A 19,794-nucleotide genomic window follows, 5' to 3' on the forward strand; every position below is an offset into this window, starting at 1 on the left:
GTCAACCGCCGACAACGAACCAGGAGCACAGCGGCCGCCGGTCATTGTGCCCCATCACGGCCGCGTCACGTAACCTTTTGACTCGGCTCTCATTTTCCCGCACCGCCAAATCCAGACGAAGGCGGTTGCCGATCAACTTCTTCTGCTGCAACTCGGGTTGGCGCTGTGACGCGCGGCCGATCCCCGATTGCCGATATTGCAGCGATCAGCAGAGATTTTCAAAAAAATCAAGCAAGAACAAAGCGGCAACCAACCTCCCTTGAAAGAATAGTTGACCGACTCGGCACATCGCTTGCTTTGACCTGCCCAGGAGAAACATTATTTTTCACAATTCAACAACATGAGGGAGAAAGTAATGAAGAAAGGTATTCTGGCCATCATCTGTACGTGTCTTCTCATTCCAACGGCAAGTTTTGCGGACAACCTGATGCGCGATTACATTGCCGCACCGCCGAACACCTTGCTCTCGTTGTTGTACTACGATCACATTACGGTCGACGACATTGACTTTACCGAAGATCTTTTCCTGCTCAGAGAGGTCTATTACTTCAATGCTGGCTCCTACCTGGCCAACGCCCAGATCATCGTTCCCTTTGGCCACGCCTCCATAGACGACGCCGGCGGGCTTGACGACTCCTCCTCGGGCATCGGCGACATCATATTGCTGGGCACCTTTTGGTTTGTCAACGACGCCAAAGCCAAGACCTATTTCGCTTTTTCCCCGTATTTCTTCCTGCCCACCGGCGACTACGACGAAAATCAGGCCGTCAACATGGGCAACAACCGCTGGGCCTTCCGGGAGGAGTTCAACTTCACCAAAGGCTGGGAGGTGAACCCGGATCACAACCTCTACTTCGAGCTGACCACCGGCGTTGATTTCTTCACCGACAACGACGAGGCTGGGGGCAACAGCAACCTCTCTCAAGATCCGCTCTTCAACCTGGAAAGCCACATCAGCTACGACCTGACCAAAAGCCTGGCGCTCTCCCTGGATTACTACGGCCATTGGGGCGGGTCCACAGAGGTTGACGACATCGATCAGCACAATTCCGCCGACACCCAGAGCCTTGGCTCCACCCTGGCCTTCAATTTTGCCCCCGGCTGGCAGGTGATGCTCCAGTATCGGCAAGACGTGAAGACGGCGGACGACGGACCCGAGGCCGAGGTCATTCAAGCCCGTCTCTTCTACGCCACCGATTTCGGCAATCTCTTCCATTAAGCCGGCATAAAGGGGGGAGACCAGCCGCATTCCACCAGCATCCAGCAAACCAGCGGCCCCATGGCCGTGCGACGGACCTCCCCCTCTCTTCCTACGTCGCACGGCCATGGGATGCCCTTTGCACCTTGCCAAGGGCCTGAAGCATTGAATGTTCTCAACATCCGAACAGCGCAACGCTGTTCTTCTCGCTCAACAATCACCTTGTCTTCCTCTGGCATGGGCCGGGGGAAGACAAGGCCCTCCCGCCTGTGGACGCCTGCTCTCACCGGCCGCCCCCCCGTTTCCAGAGCGCGTTCCGCAAGGAAACGGATGCGAAAAATTTCCCCGCACTGTATAGCACGAACATCATTGTACGGAGACGGCGGCCAGCGCCGGCGGCTCCGTCGCCCAATTCATGCACCCGCGTTCCCTGTCCCCTGTCCATGTCGATGACCAGCAACATCCTCAAGCTCAACATCTTTGCCGCCTTGAAGATGATGCTCTTTCCCATGGCAATCATCACCGTGTTTTGGAAAGACCAGATCGGCTTGTCGTTGTCGGAAATCCTGCTGGTCAACGTCTTTTTCTCCACCGCCAACCTGCTGACGGAATACCCCTCGGGCTACGTCAGCGACCGGCTGGGGTATCGGCTGGCGCTGGTCATTGCCTGCGTATTTGGCATGGCCGGCTGGACCGCCTACCTTTTTGCCCACAGCTTCTGGGATGTGATTGGCGCGGAGCTGCTGCTCGGCGTCTGCTACGCCTTTATCAGCGGCTCGGACAACGCCCTGCTCTACGAAACCCTGCGCGAGGGCGGCAGGGGCGAACTCTACACCCGCTGCGACGGGCGGATGGCGGGTTGGGCGCAGATCGGCGAGGCGGGCGGCGCGCTTTGCGCCGGGCTGATGTACGTGACCAATCCTCTACTGCCCTTCATGGTGCAGATCGGGGTCTGGGCAACCGCTCTGGCGGTGGCTCTGTCGCTCCACGAACCCAAGGCGGACAAGGGGCCGCAGATCACCTCCCACCTGAGCGAGGCCCTGCGCATCGGCCGCTACGGCCTGACCGAGAACAAATTGCTGCGGGCGACCATGGTCTTGGGCGTGCTGCTGGGGCTGGCCTCTTTTTATCCGGTCTGGCTGGTGCAGCCGTTCATGCAGCAGACCGGGGTGCCCTTGGCCTGGTTCGGGCCGGTCTGGGCCGGGGCCAATCTGACCGTGGCCTTTTTTGCCTACCACAGCCACAGGATGCTGGACGCGCTTGGCCTACGGCGCATCTGCCTGCTCTTTTTCGCTTTGATTGTCGTGGCCTATGCTGGCCTGGGGTTGACCTCGATGGTCGGCAGTTTTCTGTTCTACTATCTGCTCACCGCCATGCGCGGCCTGCAGGGGCCGATCCTGCGCAACTTCCTCCAGCAGCATGCCACCCGGCAGATGCGGGCGAGCATCCTTAGCCTGCACAGCCTGCTGTTCCGGCTGGGCTATGTGGTCAGCGGCCCGATGATCGGCTGGATCAGCGACGGCAAAGGACTGCAGACCGCCTTTTTGCTCCTGGCCTGCGTGTTTGCCCTGCTGCTGCCGCTGGCAACCCGCAGTTTTTTGCATCATCAGGCGGCGGCTGGGAAAGAGACGGGCTGATTCCGAACAAGGCTGTGCCCGTCTGTTCTATCGTAGGGGCGCACGGCGTGCGCCCTGGTGGGATTCTCCATTTCCTGTGACGCGCATTGCGTGTGGAAACGGGCACAACGGCACCTGTTTGTGGGTCTTTTCACCTTGTTGCAAAACCGGCACAAAAAACGGCCATACCAAACCTTGAACGGAGAGAAAATATGGAACGAGTGAAGGCGGTCAGCGCAACGGTGGTGGACGTGGTCAACCGACGGATCTTTGGCGCCCGGATCGAGGTGGACCTTTCAGGGCGGATCGCGACGGTGCGTCCCGAAGCAAATCCAGGGCCGGGCTTTATCCTGCCGGGCTTTGTCGACGCCCATGTCCATGTGGAAAGCTCAATGCTGACGCCAACCGCCTTTGCCAGGGAAGCTGTGCGCCACGGCACGATTGCGGCGGTGACCGACCCGCACGAGATCGCCAATGTGCTTGGCCTGCGCGGGGTTGACTTTATGCTCGCGGAAGCCGCGCGCACCCCATTTCGCTTCGCCGTCGGCGCCCCTTCCTGCGTGCCGGCCACCCCCTTTGAGACCGGAGGCGCCGTCCTCGACGCCGAAGCTGTGGCCACTCTTCTTGACCGCCCCGGCGTCACCCATCTTTCGGAGACGATGAACGTTCCCGGGGTGTTGTCCGGCGACGCGGACATTCTGGCCAAACTGGCGGCTGCGCGACGACGCGGCAAGCCCGTGGACGGACACGCCCCCGGCCTGCGCGGGCCTGACCTGCTGCGCTATCTCCAGGCCGGGATCACCACCGACCACGAATGCCTTGATCTTGACGAGGCCATGGAAAAGGCAGGAGCCGGAATACGCGTGCTGCTCCGCCGGGGATCGGCGGCGCGGACCTTTGCGACCCTGCTGCCCGTGCTCCGGCGTTATCCCCAGGCCTGCATGTTCTGCTCCGACGACAAACACCCCGACGACCTGTTGCGGGGATACATCAACGATTCGGTGCGGATCGCGGTTGAGGCCGGGATCGACCTGTTCGACGCGCTTGCGGCCGCCTGTCTCAACCCGGTGCGGCATTACGGCCTTGACCTGGGATTACTGCAGCCGGGCGACCGGGCGGATTGGGTGGAAGTCGAGGATTTGCGGGGTTTTCGGGTGCGACGCACGGTGATGGACGGCAGGATTGCGGCGGAGGATGGCGTTTCCCGATTGCCCCTGCTGGAGCCGCTGAGCCTGCCCAACCAGTTCGCGCTTCGGCCGGTGACTGCGGCGGCTTTTCGCATTCCAGCGCGCAATGGGGCCTGCCGGGTGATTGGCGTGCGCGACGGCGAGTTGATCACCGACGCCAGTGCCTGCCTGCCCACCATCCGCAACGGCGCGGTGGCGGCCGATCCGACCCGCGACCTGATCAAGCTGGCGGTGTTCAACCGCTATGCCGCTGATGCGCCGCCCGCCCTGGCCCTGGCCTCGGGCTTTGGCCTTGCATGCGGGGCCTTTGCGGCCAGCGTCGCCCACGACTCGCACCATGTGATTGCCGCCGGCACGGACGACGATTTGCTGGCGGCGGCGGTGAACGCGGTGGTTGCCCACGGCGGAGGCCTTGCAGCCGTGGACGGCCAGGGCGAGGTGCAGACCATGCCCTTGCCGGTGGCTGGATTGATGAGCGCCGGCAGTTGCGAACAGGCGGCGGCCGCCTATTCCCGGCTAACCGAGACGGTCCGCAGATGCGGCTGCAGCTTGCAGGCGCCATTTATGACCTTGTCCTTTCTGGCCCTGCCGGTCATCCCGGCGCTCAAACTCACCGACTGGGGATTATTCGACGCCGAGCGGTTCCAACCGGTGGACCTCTGGCTCACCGCCTGATTTTTTTTGAAGCTTGCGGCGCGCTCAGGACACGCGCCCGTCCGCTTCCCGCGACTTTTCCCAGTGGGCGATGCTCAGCGCGGTCAAGCCCTGCTGCAACTCGGCCACAGCCCCGTCGACCAGGGTCTGCCGCATCGCGGCGTCGCCGCCGATGACGGTGAACAGAATATCCAGTTCCGGGACCTCGCCCAGGGCTCGGGCCAGGGATTTGATGTACACCTGCGGATAGCGGTCGACCACCCGGCTGAGCTCCGGGACCATGATCGATTCGTCGTTGCAGCGCACAGTCAGAGAGCGGGCAAAGGCCCCGCCGGCGCCAAAGGTCTGGTCCATGAAGTCGGCCAGGGAATGGGTGACGATGCCCTCCAACTCCGGCGGCACTCCCGGCAGGGAAATGATCACGCTCCTGCCCGCGCGCAACAGCACTCCAGGCGCCGTGCCCACCGGATTGTGCAACGGCTCCGCGCCGGTCGGTAGCCAAGCCATTTTCTCCCGGAAGGGGTTGAGCCCGCCTTCGGCCAACACCCCCTGAGCGTGAAAATCGTCGTAACGCTGCCGCACCATCTCACGCGCGGTCGCATCCAGGGTTAGCGCCACGCCCGCGCCCTTGGCCACCGCCGCCAGGGTCAGATCGTCGTCGGTCGGCCCCAGCCCGCCGGAGGTGAACACCACGCCCACACCGCGAGCAATTGCCGACCGCACCGCCTCGGCCACCTCCTCCTCAATGTCCGGCAGCAGCGTCACCCGCGTCACCCGGCCGCCGCGACTGTTAATCAGGCGGCAGATCCAGTGGGTGTTGGTGTCCAGAATCTCTCCCCGCAGGAGTTCATTGCCGACCACAAGTATTTCGACGGTTACAGGTGCAGACATGGCGTTTCCTCTTGATGCGGTGCGAATATTTCGACTTGAGGCGCAAACGATCAGATGACGCTTGCCTCAAAAAAAGAAATCCATCGAGCCGCACGCGCCGCTCAGATGGATTTCAATGGTGTACACTGGTGATGCAACGCGGCAGCATGGAAGAAACCGCTGACCGCGTGAAAAAGACGGACTTACCGATCCTGGTCAAAGTTGTGCTTCATCGCCAGCTTCGGCACGCGGGAGGCAACCACATACTCGCCGTTTTGCACCGCTATTTCCGGCACCTGCTTGGACTGTTCAAAGGCGGCAAAGCCGGGCTCCAGGCTCTCCCAGAATTTGATCCAAGGCGAGGCCGCGAACTTTTTCATGTTTTTGGGGGTCATGGCAAAGGGGAAGATGTGGACGGCAAACTTTTCCTGCCCCCTGGCCAGGGCCTCGTGCGCCAACAGGTAGATCTCCTCGATGCGGCCGTCGGTCATGGCGAAACAGCCGACCGACTGACAGTTGCCGTGCACCATGATCAAGCTGCCGGTGCGATGCTTGGCCACGTCCAACTCGTTGGGATAGCCGACGTCAAAGGCCAGATGATACTGGGAATTGGGATTCAACTGCTCGGCGGAGACGCTGTAGAACCCTTCGGGAGACTGCCAGTCGCCCTCGTTGACCTTGGGTCCGGGAAAACCGGAGTAATTGCAGACTTTATACGATTTGAACAGTTCAAAGCCCCTGCCCTTGTTCATCCACAACTCAAGAATGCCGGGTATTTTGAAGATGCGGACAAAAATCGGCTGGCCAACGGCAAAGCCCTTGTCCTGCAGCTCCTGCTGGATTTTCGGCTTGGTCTTAGCCAGCACGGTTGCCAACTTCGGCGTGGACGGCAGGTCGGCGCTGAAGGCCTCCGGTGCGGCCCAGCTGGCGGCGAAGGTGAAAATGGAAAAAAACAGCAGCCCTTTGCACAACGAAGAGTATCTGTATGTGAGATTCATAAGCCTTTGTAAGAAGAGAAAAACACACCATCCGCCAAGAAAATGGGCGGACAGCCAATAACCACGGTGGACGATCCAGTCGCGTGCAAACGCGTTCAAGCCTCCTGCGCTTGCTGCGCCTTGGCGTAGGCCGAGGCCGCGCATTCGTTCTTGCCGAGATCCAGTTCTTCCTGCCGATCCTCCTCTTCCTCGCGGAGGTTGGCGTTGACCAGACGAATCACGGCGTATTCCTCGGGCTGGGGCCGCATGTTGGCCTTGATGAAGTCAACAAAGGCGGGCAGCGCCTCGATCTCGTAAATGTTTTTGTTGCGTTCCAGCACCTCGCCCAGGGTCCGGGTGAAGAGCAGCGCCTCGTTGGCCTCGGCCCAGTCGATATAATGGGCGGGCAGCACCATCAGGCCGGGGTTAAGCCCCTTGACCATCTGGATGGAGTCAAACAGCATCCCGGCCCATTCTTCGGCCTTGCCGCCCAGATCGGGCCGCCCCACCGAGTTGATGAAGATCATGTCGCCGGAGACGATAAACCGCTCGTCAATCACATAGGAGGTGGAGCCGGGGGTGTGGCCGGGGGTGAACAGCACCCGCACCTTGGGGCCGCCGTGACTAAAGCTGTGGATCTCGCCGTCCCGCAGCGCAACGTAAGGGTTCTTCGAGGTCTTGAAATCGCCGTCGTTGGCGTAGAACACGGCTCCGGTGCGCCTGGCAAGGTCGCGGCTGCCGGCAATATAGTCGGCCTGGAGATGGGTTTCAAAGGTTTTGCTGACGATGCAGCCCTTTTCCGCCGCAAACCCGAGATAAAAATCAAGGTTGCGGGAGGGATCAAACAGCATCATCTCCTTGCCGCAGATCAATCCGTAGCTGCACGAGGCCTTGCCCGGACGGATGAACTGAAAGAGCTCATAGTCGTCGCCTGCGGCCGCCAATTTGGGAACCAGCAGGTTGCCCCAGGTTTTGATGCCGCCGGCCAGATAGCCAACGTCAAAACCATGTTTGTCAAATATCTCGGCCACATATTTGGCCGATCCCTCCTTGGCGCAGACAATGCGGACCTTGCTGCCCTTGGGGACGCGTCCCACCGACTCCTCTTCGTTCTCCATGAAGTCGTAGTAGGAAATATTCTGGAGGGTGAAGGGATAGGGGCTCTCAACGTGAAAGCGATTGAAATCTTTTGGGTTTCTGACGTCAACCACCACCATGTCCGCACGGGTGGTCAACCATTGGAACAAGTCCTTTGCCTCGTAGGTGAAGGCCGCCATAATGCTCTCCTTGCAGGATGAGAGGTCTTGCCCGAATTAGGCTGCAGGAACGCTACTGAAACCGGAAATTATTGTCAATATTTTATTGAGGTTACCGCGACATGTCGCCGCTTTTGGACGACTTGGCAGAAGTTCTGGCCACATTCCGCGTCCTCGACGCGCCTATTGCCGATGCGGACCAATCGGTTTCGGCAGCAGCAGTGCCAACGCCGCAGCCATGGCGGTCAGGGCCGCAGCCAGCAAATAACTGCCTGAAAAATCGCCCGTGTGCTCAGCGACCAGACCGGCAAGAAACGGCCCGGCCACCTGACCAACGGCAAAGATGAAGGTGACGGCGCTGAACAGGGCAAAGGTCTTGTCCGGCCCGGCATAGTCGCCGGCAAGCGCGGCCATGATCGAGGGAATCGACCAGGCGACGATGCCGAAGCAGCCGATGGAGAGATAGAGGAAGGGCACGGACAACTGGAGCCCGACCAGCAGATAGGCCAGGGTCTGAATGGCGAACACCGTTGCCAGGGCAAAGCGGCGGCTGACCCGGTCGGCGAGCGCGCCAAACAGCGGGCCGGAAAAGAGGCTGAAAAAGCCGACCCAGGACCAGAAAGAACCCGCCGTCTGCTGGCTGAATCCATACTGCTGGACCATGGTGGTGACGATGAAGGTGGCGTAGGCAACAAAGGTGAAGCCAAAAACGAAATACAGCGCGCCCAGGTGGAGAATCAGCCGGAGCGGGACAGAACGCTCGCGGTTGAGTTGATGAGGCTGACCTCCGGCCGCCTGCGGTTCCTGGCCGGCGGCAAACAACCCCAGATCCTGGGGCCGGTTGCGTAGCGTCAGCAGACAGACAAACGCAATCAGCACGACCAACGCGCCGAGCGCCACCCAACTGAGCCGCCAGTTGTAGACGCTGAGGCTGTTCATCCAGGGCACGGCCAGGCCGGAAAAAACAATCGCCGCGCCGTTGCCGCTGACCACCAAGCCCGCCGCCTTGCCCCGGAGTTTGCTTGAAAACCACGTGGACAGCATAGCCATGATCGGGATATTGGCCAGGGCGCTGCCCACCCCGGTGAGGATGTAGAGAACCACAATGCTGTACAGGCTGCTGACGCAGCCGATCCCCACCATCGAAAGCCCGGAGAGCAGCAGGGCCGCCGCCGTCAGCGCCCGTGCCCCGAACCGCCGCACCAGATGCGAGGCGGCCAGTATCCCCGCCAGATAGCCGAGAAAATTCGAGGTGGAGATGGTTCCCATCTGGGCGTAGCTGAGGTGCAGATCCTGCCCCATGGCCGGCAGCAGCATGCCAAGGGCAAACCGGGCCAGACCGATGCAGGCGAAAATGCCCAGCGAACCGGCGGCGACAATCAGCCAGCCGTAATGAAAAGGAAGCGTGCGGGGAGCGAGGGGCATGGCTGGGCCTGGGTTGCGGATCTTAGGAGGCAGAACCAAAGCCGCCGCCGCCCGGGGTTTCGATGCGGATCTGATCGCCCTGCTGGACTGCGGCCTCGTCGTTGCCCTGCAGCTCGATGATGTTTCCGTCCTGCCGCAGCAGGGTGTTGCGGCCGCGCAGCCCCGGCCCGCCGCCGTCCAGCCCGTAGGGTGCGGTCACCCGGTTGGACGAAAGGATGGTGGCGGTCATGGATTCGAGGAAGCGCAGTCGGCGGACCACGCCGTTGCCGCCCCGGAACCGCCCCTTGCCGCCGGAGCCGCGACGAACGGCAAACTCCTCCACCCGCACCGGAAATCGCAGTTCCAGCACCTCGGGATCGGTCATGCGAGTGTTGGTCATGTGGCTGTGGACCGCGCTGGCGCCATCAAAATCCGGCCCTGCGCCGACGCCGCCGCAGATGGTTTCGTAGTTCTGATGGCAGGCGTTGCCGTAGAGCAGGTTGTTCATGGTGCCCTGGGAGGCGGCAAGCAGGCCGAGCGCGCCGTAGAGGCAGTCGGTGATCGCCTGCGAGACCTCGGTGTTGCCGGCAATCACCGCCGCCGGGTACTGGGGGTTGATCATTGAACCCTCGGGAATGATGATCGTCAGCGGCTTGAGGCAGCCTTCGTTCAAGGGCAGATCATCCTCGACCAGGGTGCGGAAGACATAGAGCACCGCCGCCCGGCAGACCGACCGGGGGGCGTTGCGGTTGCCCGGGTGCTGGGGCGAGGTGCCGGTGAAATCGATCACCGCCCCACGGGATTTGCGGTCAACGGAAATCCGCACCTGGATGCGGCTGCCGTCGTCCATGGGGTAGGTAAAGGCGCCGTTTTGCAGCGCCGCCAGCGCCTGCCGCACCGAGGCCTCGGCATTGTCCTGGACATGGCCCATGTAGGCGCGCACCGTGTCCAGTCCGAAATGCTCGACCATGCGCGCCAGTTCGCGTCGACCGGTTTCGTTGGCCGCCATCTGGGCGGTGAGATCGGCCAGGTTCTGCTCGACCTTGCGACAGGGATAAGGGCCGGAAAGCAGCAGCTCTCTGGTTGCGGCCTCGCGAAACACGCCCTGCGCCGCCAACAGCCAGTTGTCGATCACCACGCCCTCTTCCTCGATCCGGCGGGAATCGGGCGGCGACGAACCAGGGGTCCGGCCGCCGATGTCGGCGTGGTGGCCGCGCGAGCCGACAAAAAACAGAATCTCGCTCCCCGCCTCGTTCCAGCAGGGGGTGATCACGGTCACGTCCGGCAGGTGGGTGCCGCCGTTGTAGGGCGCGTTCTGCATGTAGACGTCGCCGTGCCGCATCCGGCCCTGGTTGTCGCGAAGAACCGCCCGCACCGACTCGCCCATGGACCCGAGATGTACCGGCACGTGGGGGGCGTTGGCCACCAGGTTGCCCTGGGCGTCGAACAGGGCGCAGGAAAAATCGCAGCGTTCCTTGATGTTGACCGAGTGGGCGGTGTTGGCCAGGGTCACCCCCATCTGCTCGGCAATCGACATGAAGAGGTTGGCAAAGACCTCAAGCATGACCGGATCAACGGCGGTTCCGACGGTTTCCTGGTGGGGGCGCTCCACATGGCGCTCCAGGATCAGATGGTTGCGGCTGTTGACCGTGGCCCGCCAGCCCGGCTCCAGCACCACGCTGCCAATGGGCTCGATGATCAGGGCCGGACCGTGGAGACGCTGCCCCGGCTCCAGGTCTTCCCGAAGGTAAAGCGGCGCGTCCCGCCAGCCGCCGTCACACCACAGGGCAATGGAACCTGCGGCCTGCGGCGCCCTGTCGGTTAGCGGGTGCTCGGGCTCGATCAACTCCTCGCCGCCGCCCACGGCTTCGATCACCAGGGCCTCAACCATCACGCCGCGGTCCGGGGCGACAAAGCCAAACCGCTGACGATGGGCGGCCTCAAAGGCCTGACGCATCGATTCGGGCGCGTCCAGAGCCACCTCCAGGGCAGTGTCGGCGCCGCCGTAGCGCAGATGCGCGGTGCACCGGGTTTTGATCTGATCTTCACCCACGCCCTGATTGCGCACCTCGGCGCGGGCCTCGTCAATCAGCGGCTCGGCGGCGGCGGCAAGGCGCGCCGGAAGATCGGCTTCGGCCAAAGGCAGCTCGATCTGGATTTCGCGCAGCGCCCGGACGTCGGCCAGCCCCATGCCGTAGGCCGAGAGCACCCCGGCCAGGGGATGGAGAAAAATCCGCTCCATGCCCAGGGCGTCGGCCACCCGACAGGCGTGCTGGCCACCTGCCCCGCCGAAGCATTGCAGGGTGTACCCGGTGACGTCGTAGCCGCGCTGCACTGAAATCTTCTTGACGGCGTTGGCCATGTTCTCCACCGCAATCCGCAAGAACCCCTCGGCCACGGCCTCGGGCAAGGGCGCAGGCGTTCCTGCCGCCTTCCCAATCTCGGCGATCTCTGCTGCCAGGGCGGCGAATTTGCGGCGGACAACCTCCGCGTCCAGCGGTTGATCGCCCTGGGGCCCGAACACCGGCGGAAAATAATCCGGCTGGATGCGGCCCAGCAGGACATTGCAGTCGGTCACGGTCAGGGGGCCGGACCGGCGGTAGCAGGCCGGGCCGGGATTGGCGCCGGCGGAATCCGGCCCCACCCGAAAGCGTCCAGCGTCGAAATGGAGGATCGACCCGCCGCCGGCCGCCACGGTGTGGATGTGCATCATCGGCGCCCGCATCCGCACCCCGGCCACCAGGGTCTCGAAGCTGCGCTCATACTCGCCGGCAAAATGGGTGACGTCGGTGGAAGTGCCGCCCATGTCAAAACCGATCAAGCGGGTGAAACCGCCCATGGCCGCAGTGCGCGCCATGCCGACCACGCCGCCGGCCGGGCCGGAAAGCACCGCGTCCTTGCCACGAAACAAGGCGGCGTCAATCAGCCCGCCGTTGGACTGCATGAACATCAGCCGGGTTCTAGCCGAGGAGCCGGTCGCCAGTTGCCCGGCCACCCGGTCGACGTAGCGGCGGAGAATCGGCGAAAGGTAGGCGTCGACCACGGTGGTGTCGCCCCGGGCGATCAGTTTGATCAGCGGGCTGATCCGATGGCTGACCGAGATCTGGGTGAAGCCGATCTCCCTGGCCAACGCCGCCAACCGCTCCTCGTGGCGATGAAACCGATACCCATGCATCAGGACAATGGCCGCCGAGCGCAATCCCTGATCATAGGCGGCCTGGAGATCGCGGATCGTTTGCGCCTCGTTGAGCGCAACCACCACCTGCCCCTGGGCGTCGACCCGTTCCTCGACCTCGACCACCCGGGCGTACAGCATCTCCGGCAGGACGATATGGCGGGCAAAGAGCTGCGGGCGGTTCTGGGCGCCAATCCGCAGGCCGTCGCCAAATCCTCTGGTTATAACCAGCAGGGTCGGCTCGCCCTTGCGTTCCAGCAGGGCGTTGGTGGCCACGGTGGTGCCCATCTTCACGCTGGCGATGCGCTCGACCGGCAGCGGCGCATCGGCGGCCAGCCCCAGGAAGGTCCGGATGCCGTGCAGGGCGGCGTCTGGATAGCGCTCGGGATTGTCCGAGAGCAGTTTGCAGGTGACCAGCCGTCCGTCCGGCGCCCTGGCGACCACATCGGTAAAGGTGCCGCCGCGATCAATCCAGAACTGCCATTTTCCTGCGTCCGCCGCCTGCATGCCCCGCTCCTTGCGTGTTCAATCATTGCCCCAAATGCTGATCGTCTTCGCACATCAACTGTTGTCTGTCAACACCTTCCAGCACGGTCGCGGGGCAGGCCGCCCTTGCCGGAACGCCCCGAGTCGGCCGGTTCGGCAAGGATTTTCCTTTTGACAAGGTTGAACCTTTCTCCCTAAGATAGAACATGCCGCCTGACGTCTCCCCTCCCTTTTCGCGATGATTCCGCCAATGCCGCCCGCAACCTCCCCCGCCCCCAATGGGATGGCCTCCCTGCTCTGCGCCGACTTCTCGCGTCTGCTCACCGTGTCCGGCCTGATCGCGGCAGGCCTGTTGCTCCTGGTGCTGATCATCCTCAATCAGCGCAAAAAAACGATCATCTCCAACAAATCAAAGGCCCTGGCCGAAACCGAGGCCAGATACCGCCTGCTCTTTGAGCATTCGCCCATTCCGCTGCTGGAAGAGGATCTGAGCGCGGTCAAAAACTTGATCGATCAACTGGATCAACAAGGCGTCACCGATGTGGGCGCCTATTTCGAGCAGAATCCGGAAAGCCTGGACCGATGCGCCGCCATGGCCCGGGTTCTCGACGCCAATCGCGCCGCCTTGCGCCTTTACGGGGCCACGAAACCTTCGGACCTGACCCTGTTGACCATGGTCTGGCCCGAGGACCAACTCGGATATTTCAAAACCGCCCTGCTCGATCTCCTCAAAGGGGGATGCTCGCAAATAATACTGGAAAACAAAGCCTTAAACGGCGACCTGCTCACCGTTGAACGCCGGGCGGTGGTTGCCGCCGGTTTTGAGCAGACCTGGCGCAAAATCTTTGTGACCGTGATCGACATCACCGAACAGGTCAAACTGAAAAAAGAAATCAAGATCTTTGAAAAGCAACTGCAACAGACCCAGAAACTCGAAGCCATCGGCAGCCTGGCCGGCGGCATTGCCCACGACTTCAACAACATCCTGGCGCCAATCATGGGCCGGGCCGAGCTGATGCTGGTCGAAAACCCCGGCAACAGCGGCGTCGGCGAACACTGCCGGGGCATTATCGACGCCTCCCGCCGCGCCCGCGACCTGGTCAAACAGATCCTGACCTTCAGCCGCCAGGTCGACCAAGAGATTCAACCGGTTTCGATTGCCGCAGTGGTTCGCGAGGTGGTGCAGCTGGTCCGCCCCACCCTGCCGGCCACCATTGAAATCGACTGTCTGCTGCCCGATCACTGCCCCCGGGTGATGGCCGATTCCACCCAATTGCACCAGGTACTGATGAACCTGATCACCAACGCCTTCCACGCCATGGAGGAAAAGGGCGGCCGCCTGGGCATCCGGCTGGAGACCGTCACCCTCGGTCTGGGCGAATTCGACCATTTTTCGATTTCCCCCGGCCTGTACCAGCAACTGACCATTGAGGACAGCGGCCACGGCATGGACCAGGCCACCCAGGCCAAAATCTTCGACCCCTATTTCACCACCAAGGCGCGCGGCAAGGGCACGGGATTGGGCCTGGCGGTGGTGCTCGGCATCCTGCGCGGCTACGGCGGCGAGATCCGGGTGACCAGCGAACCGGGCCAAGGCACGGTGTTCACCCTCTACTTTCCGGTGGTGGAACTGGCCGGCGACCAGACCCCGTCAGCCGTCAACAGCCTGGAACCCCTGCCCCGGGGAACGGAGCACATCCTTTTAGTTGACGACGAGAAATCGATTGCCGATGTGACCACCAGCATGCTAGAGCGTCTGGGCTACAAGGTGACGGCGCGCATCAGCAGCTACGATGCGCTGGAGGCCTTCCGCAATCTGGCCGACCGGATCGATCTGCTGATTGCCGACCTGACCATGCCGCAGATGACCGGCCTGCAGTTGTACCGGGAAATTAAAAAAATCCGGCCGGACGTCAAGGTGATCATCTGCACCGGCTTCAGCGAGCAACTGGACAGCGGCAAGTCCAAAGCGATTGGCATCGAAGGCTTTCTCCACAAACCGGTGGTCATGGCCGATCTGGCCCGCTGCGTGCGCTCGGTGCTTGACGACTGAGCCCAGAGGGCCTTTGACGCTGCGTGCAAACGCCGGTTGTACACGCCCCCCCCTTCCATAACCCTCTTGACGGCGACGGCGGCATCGCCCCGCGATCCGACCCCGCCGGGGAATTCCATGAAGAAAACACTGATACACGAAGCAACCACGGCGCTGGCAGCGCTGCTGAAGGCCGGCTACTCGAGGACCAAGGTCAAACAACTGCTCAAATACCGGGCGGTGAGCGTGGGCGAGACGCCGGTGACCCGTCTTGAGCAGGCGCTCAACCCCGGCGACGTGCTGATCGTTGCCTCGGAAAAAGAGAGCGGCGTCAAGTACCCGCCCTGCGCCGGCATCGACATCCTCTATGAAGACGAGGACATTCTGGTCATCGACAAACCGCCGGGTTTGCTGACCATTGCCTCGGAAACCGAAAAACAAAAAACCGCCTACTACAAACTGACCGCCTGCCTGGGTGAACGGCCCGAGGGCAAGCAGCGGGTCTTCATCGTCCACCGGTTGGACCAGGGCACCTCGGGCCTGCTGGTCTTTGCCAAAACCGAAGAGGCCAAGCACGCCCTGCAGGGCTCCTGGCAGGACGCGCGCAAAAAATATCGGGCCATTGTCGAGGGAACCCCGCAGCAGCAGAGCGGCACGATCAGCAGCTATCTGTGCGAATCGAAAATTCACCGGGTCTATTCGGTCAAATATGACAACGGCGAGGGCAAGTACGCCGAGACCAGCTACCAAGTGGTGCAGACCGCCGGCGATTACGCCCTGCTCGACGTCACTCTGATCACCGGACGCAAGAACCAAATCCGGGTCCATCTGGCCGACCAGGGCCATCCGGTGACCGGCGACAAGAAATACGGGGCCAAGACCGACCCGATCAAGCGCATGGCCCTGCAGTCGTATTACCTGGCCTTTACCCACCCGACCAGCGGCCTGCCGATGGAGTTTACCCTGGAACTGCCGGGAAAATTCAGACATCTGCTCAAAGAGAGCCGGCCCAAGCCATAAACGGCGTAAACAACGTAAACGGCGTAAACGGCGCGGAAGCAGCTTTGCCGTCAAAGGCGCGAACACAACAGAGGAGGCAAACCGTGAAAATTGCTGGGGTTATACTGCTGAGCGTTTTGCTGGCCGGATGCGCCACCCTGAGCCGCGAACAGTGCCAACAAGGCGACTGGTACGGCATCGGCATGGACGACGGCGAGGCCGGGGAACGGACCAGCCGCCTGGAACAGCATGCGCGCGCCTGCGCCGAATACGGCGCGCCCGTCGACAGCAGACAGTATTTGGCCGGCCACACCCAAGGGCTGCGCGAATACTGCCGCCTGGACAACGCCTTTGCCACCGGCCTTGAGGGCCGCAGGTATCAGCACGTCTGCCCGCCCGAGATTGACGCCGTCTTTGACCACTACAACCGCTCCGCCTACGAGATCTACCTGATCAAACGGGAGTTGGACACGGTGGAAAACCAGATCACCGACACCGAGCGCCGCTTGCGCGCCAAAGACCTCTCCGACGACAGCCGGCGTCAGCTCCGCTACGACCTGCGCGAATTGGACCGGCGCTACGATCGGTTGCGCAACGATCTCTACGCCGGCGAACGCTACCTCGACGACCTGACCGACGAAGCCAGGTCTCGGCGCACTCCGTAAAAACATCCTCAGCCCACGCGTCCCGCCCTGACGATCAGGTCCCGCCTCCCGCCTCCCCGTTTTGGCGGCCGGGAAAGATTGACAGGCGGGGTCCTCTTCGGTAAGATTGCGAATTTGATCTTGCGAGACGCTGTGTTATCAAGGGGGAAACTGACGGCAACGGCGACTTGGCTCAAGCGCCCCTGGTTGAAACCCGGCAAATGTCGCGGCGAAGGGGGCTGCACGCCCTCACCCATCTCTGTTTGCGCGATCCCGACGTCTGCGGGATCGGCTTCCCCCTTTTATCCGCTGTTTTCAACTCAAGGAACGCTCCTTCGATGTATTTACTGTTTGGATTGTATGTATTTTTTCTTGCGCTTATCCTGATCTACAATTTCCTCCAGCTCAACCTGCTGTTCCACTATCTCGGCAAGAAAAAGACCGCCCCGCCCCAACCGCTGGCCCCGGACGCCTTGCCCCAGGTCACCATCCAGCTGCCGCTCTATAACGAACCCTATGTGGCGGAACGGCTGATCGACAACATCGTGGCCATGGAGTATCCCCGCGACCGGTTCGAGGTGCAGATCCTCGACGACTCCACCGATGCAACCACCCAACTGTGCGAGCAAAAAGCTGCGTTTTACCGCAACCAGGGATTCGACGTCCGGGTCATCCACCGCACCGACCGCACCGGCTACAAGGCCGGGGCCCTGGCCGAGGGTTTGCAGCAGGCCAAGGGCGAGTTCATTGCCGTTTTTGACGCCGACTTCCTGCCCAACCCGCAGTTCCTGCACAACACGGTCCCCTACTTTCAAGACGAAAAGGTCGGCGTGGTCCAGACCCGTTGGACCCACCTCAACGACGACTACTCCCTGTTCACCAAATTGCAGGCCCTGCAACTCAACGTCCATTTCACCATCGAACAGATGGGGCGCAAGGCCGGCCATCACTTCCTCCAGTTCAACGGCACGGCCGGCATCTGGCGCAAACGGACCATCGACGACGCCGGCGGCTGGAAGGCCGACACGCTCACCGAGGATCTGGACCTGAGCTACCGGGCGCAGCTCAAGCACTGGGAAATTGTCTACCTGGAGAACGTCGAGGCCCCGGCCGAACTGCCGGTGGAGATGAACGGCATCAAGTCGCAGCAGTTCCGCTGGATGAAGGGTGGAGCCGAAAACGCCCGCCGCCTGACGCCGATGATTTTAAAAAGCGATCTCAACTTCACCACCAAACTGCACGCTGTGGCGCATCTGTTCAACAGTTCGATCTTTGTCGCCGTGCTGATGATTGCCCTCACCAGCGTTGCCCTGCTGCCCTTTCTCGACAACCTAGCCATTGACACCCGCTTTCTCGGCCTGTCGCTGCTCGGCCTGATCGGCGTGGCCACGGTCTATTTTTACGCCAACATCAACCTTCTGCCCCGGCCCCTGTCCTGGAAGCAGGTGCTGGCCCTGATCTTCTATTTTCCCCTGCTGCTGACCATGTCCATGGGACTGAGCCTGCACAACTCGCTGGCGGTGATCGAAGGCTATCTTGGCGTCAAGTCGTCGTTTGTGCGCACGCCCAAATACAACATCGTCGGCCGCATCCGTCAGCGGATGGACAGCGCCCAGAAGAACCCGATCAGCAACACCCTCATCCTGGAAGGCCTCCTGACCCTGATGTTCTCCGCCGCCCTGCTCATGAGCGTGCAGGTCAAGGACTACAGCTTTTTCATCTTTCACCTGATGCTCGCCCTGGGCTTCGGCTCGATCTTCATCGCCTCCTGGCGCGACCGATAACGGCTGTTCGTTCCGCCCTCTCGCGGACCACGTTCGAGGGGGAGGGTGGAATTCCGGGGTGGCGATGGCGTACAATCAATTGATAATTCGATATGCTGCCCCCGAAAACCCACTCAGAAGTCCATAATCCCTAGATAATGGCAGGAATTATGATGCCCAGGCAAATCGCGATCCCAACCATAATTGATGCAATACTTGATGGTTTCATCGAAGCACAACGTAGTTACGAGAAGTGGTCTGGTGGATTTTGGTTATGGCAAGCTCCGGAATATTTTATTACGTCTACCGTGGCAAAATGTATTTCTGAGTTAGATGGTGCAAAGTATATTACCTTAGAAAATGGCTCTACCACTGCCCTCGTAGATGCTGGTGCCAAAGGAAAAGGACGCCTACCTGGAGATATAAGAGAAAAAGGTAAAGTTGACATTCTATTGTGGTGGGGAAAAAATACCCCTAGAGCAATAATCGAGTTGAAGAATCAAATTTACTCGACAGGCCAATACGAGAAAGATATCAAGAGAATTGGTAAATTTTTAAAGATAAATAGCCATAAATCATCAATACAATTTGGTGTTTTCGCTTTCTACGAATCAGCTACGACCGGGTGTTTCAAGACAGCGACAGAAAAGGTCAACGACAGAATCAAAAATGTTTTAAAAAAATGCAAATTTTTTCTTGGCAGCGATTACATTGCCACTCTTCATGTGACTGAATTATGTGAAGAACTTGAAAATAACGCATGGAAAGCTGCTTGCATATTGATAAAACATAAAAACACATAAGATGTATCAAATCCGATGCTTCCAAGTTTCAAAAAGATTCTGTATAATATACCGATTTAATGTAGTTTTAAATCTTGTTGAATGCTCAAAGAGAGGCCGTCTATGACATTACCATCAGATCTGAAGCTAATATTCGCAATTCTTGTCTTGTTATTTCTCCCCGTACCAATCTTTGCTCTTTCTCCGGACCAGGATGCAGACAAGGTAACTCCAATTTATACACAATCGGAATGGAAGGAGTGGGCTTTAGCTCTTGCGGAATAAAAAGATTGGCAAGGGGTGCTAGACTGGAGCCTGAAGTGGGCGGAAAAGGAACCCAATAATGCAAGCGCATGGGGCAGCATCGGCATTGCTTACTACCAGCTTGAGCGTTATCTTGACGCTGTAGAGTACTATCAGAAATCATTAAAAATCAACCCAGATAATGCCAATATCTGGCACGCGCTTGGACGCACCTACAACAAACTCAAACGTTATCCTGATGCTGCAGAGGCCTATCAAAAATCCTTAAAAATTAGCCCAGACGATACCGAAATCTTGTACAATCTCGGATTGTCTTATTTTTTGTCAGGTAATACGAAGGAAGCAATGAATGTAATCGAAAAATTGCGAAATCTTGATGCAGAAAAAGCCAATATACTATCAAACTATTTTAATTCTATTCCAAAATATAAAACTAATATCGAGACCGATAATAATATATCTAGTGCAATTAAAATCAAGGGGTTTT

Annotated in this window: 14 protein-coding genes; 9 read left to right on the forward strand and 5 right to left on the reverse strand. The window is 60.3% G+C overall.

Going from position 1 to position 19,794, the window contains the following annotated elements; genetic code table 11:
• Positions 1 to 355: 355 nt before the first annotated feature.
• The 3 genes from RCH93_RS00990 (at position 356) to ade (ending at position 4,676) form a co-directional block, all read left to right on the forward strand.
• Positions 356 to 1,219, forward strand: a complete 864-nt coding sequence (locus RCH93_RS00990; protein WP_306546216.1) for a transporter — start codon at positions 356 to 358, stop codon at positions 1,217 to 1,219.
• 422 nt (positions 1,220 to 1,641) lie between these two features.
• Positions 1,642 to 2,835 (forward strand): MFS transporter, encoded by a 1,194-nt coding sequence (locus tag RCH93_RS00995; RefSeq protein ID WP_373693239.1) that lies wholly within the window; start codon positions 1,642 to 1,644, stop codon positions 2,833 to 2,835.
• A 191-nt stretch (positions 2,836 to 3,026) separates the two neighbouring features.
• The gene (gene ade, locus RCH93_RS01000; RefSeq protein ID WP_306546219.1) at positions 3,027 to 4,676 is read left to right on the forward strand and encodes an adenine deaminase; all 1,650 of its coding nucleotides are present in this window, start codon (positions 3,027 to 3,029) and stop codon (positions 4,674 to 4,676) included.
• 24 nt (positions 4,677 to 4,700) lie between these two features.
• Here the strand turns inward: ade and RCH93_RS01005 are convergent, their stop codons facing one another.
• The 5 genes from RCH93_RS01005 to RCH93_RS01025 all read right to left on the reverse strand — a co-directional run bounded on the left by RCH93_RS01005 (position 4,701) and on the right by RCH93_RS01025 (position 12,844).
• Entirely contained in the window at positions 4,701 to 5,546 is an 846-nt protein-coding gene (locus RCH93_RS01005; protein WP_306546221.1) for a molybdopterin-binding protein, read from the reverse strand.
• A gap of 182 nt (positions 5,547 to 5,728) precedes the next feature.
• Entirely contained in the window at positions 5,729 to 6,523 is a 795-nt protein-coding gene (locus RCH93_RS01010) for a murein L,D-transpeptidase family protein (RefSeq protein WP_306546222.1), read from the reverse strand.
• A gap of 95 nt (positions 6,524 to 6,618) precedes the next feature.
• Positions 6,619 to 7,779: an MBL fold metallo-hydrolase gene (locus tag RCH93_RS01015; RefSeq protein WP_306546224.1), complete on the reverse strand. Its 1,161-nt coding sequence runs from the start codon at positions 7,777 to 7,779 to the stop codon at positions 6,619 to 6,621.
• A 162-nt stretch (positions 7,780 to 7,941) separates the two neighbouring features.
• Complete coding sequence (locus RCH93_RS01020) at positions 7,942 to 9,183, reverse strand: MFS transporter (RefSeq protein WP_306546226.1); 1,242 nt, start codon at positions 9,181 to 9,183, stop codon at positions 7,942 to 7,944.
• 22 nt (positions 9,184 to 9,205) lie between these two features.
• Positions 9,206 to 12,844 (reverse strand): hydantoinase B/oxoprolinase family protein, encoded by a 3,639-nt coding sequence (locus tag RCH93_RS01025; protein WP_306546228.1) that lies wholly within the window; start codon positions 12,842 to 12,844, stop codon positions 9,206 to 9,208.
• A 229-nt stretch (positions 12,845 to 13,073) separates the two neighbouring features.
• On the opposite strand from RCH93_RS01025, the gene RCH93_RS01030 reads away from it, so the two are divergent.
• From RCH93_RS01030 to RCH93_RS01055, 6 genes are all read left to right on the forward strand, one after another.
• A complete protein-coding gene (locus RCH93_RS01030) occupies positions 13,074 to 14,876 on the forward strand; it encodes an ATP-binding protein (RefSeq protein WP_306546230.1) in 1,803 nt (600 codons plus the stop codon).
• A gap of 117 nt (positions 14,877 to 14,993) precedes the next feature.
• Positions 14,994 to 15,875 (forward strand): RluA family pseudouridine synthase, encoded by an 882-nt coding sequence (locus RCH93_RS01035; protein WP_306546232.1) that lies wholly within the window; start codon positions 14,994 to 14,996, stop codon positions 15,873 to 15,875.
• Positions 15,876 to 15,958: 83 nt separating this feature from the next.
• The gene (locus tag RCH93_RS01040) at positions 15,959 to 16,519 is read left to right on the forward strand and encodes a DUF2799 domain-containing protein (RefSeq protein WP_306546234.1); all 561 of its coding nucleotides are present in this window, start codon (positions 15,959 to 15,961) and stop codon (positions 16,517 to 16,519) included.
• Between the two features lie 317 nt (positions 16,520 to 16,836).
• Positions 16,837 to 18,282, forward strand: coding sequence for a glycosyltransferase (locus RCH93_RS01045; protein ID WP_306546236.1), 1,446 nt, complete (start codon positions 16,837 to 16,839; stop codon positions 18,280 to 18,282).
• A 149-nt stretch (positions 18,283 to 18,431) separates the two neighbouring features.
• Positions 18,432 to 19,064 carry a hypothetical protein gene (locus tag RCH93_RS01050; protein ID WP_306546238.1) on the forward strand — a complete coding sequence of 211 codons (633 nt, stop codon included), beginning with the start codon at positions 18,432 to 18,434 and terminating at the stop codon, positions 19,062 to 19,064.
• A 279-nt stretch (positions 19,065 to 19,343) separates the two neighbouring features.
• The coding region (locus tag RCH93_RS01055) for a tetratricopeptide repeat protein (protein ID WP_306546240.1) at positions 19,344 to 19,794 on the forward strand (451 nt) is incomplete at its 3' end.

It is taken from the genome of Desulfobulbus sp., from assembly GCF_030824455.1.
Taxonomy (GTDB): Bacteria; Desulfobacterota; Desulfobulbia; order Desulfobulbales; family Desulfobulbaceae; genus Desulfobulbus.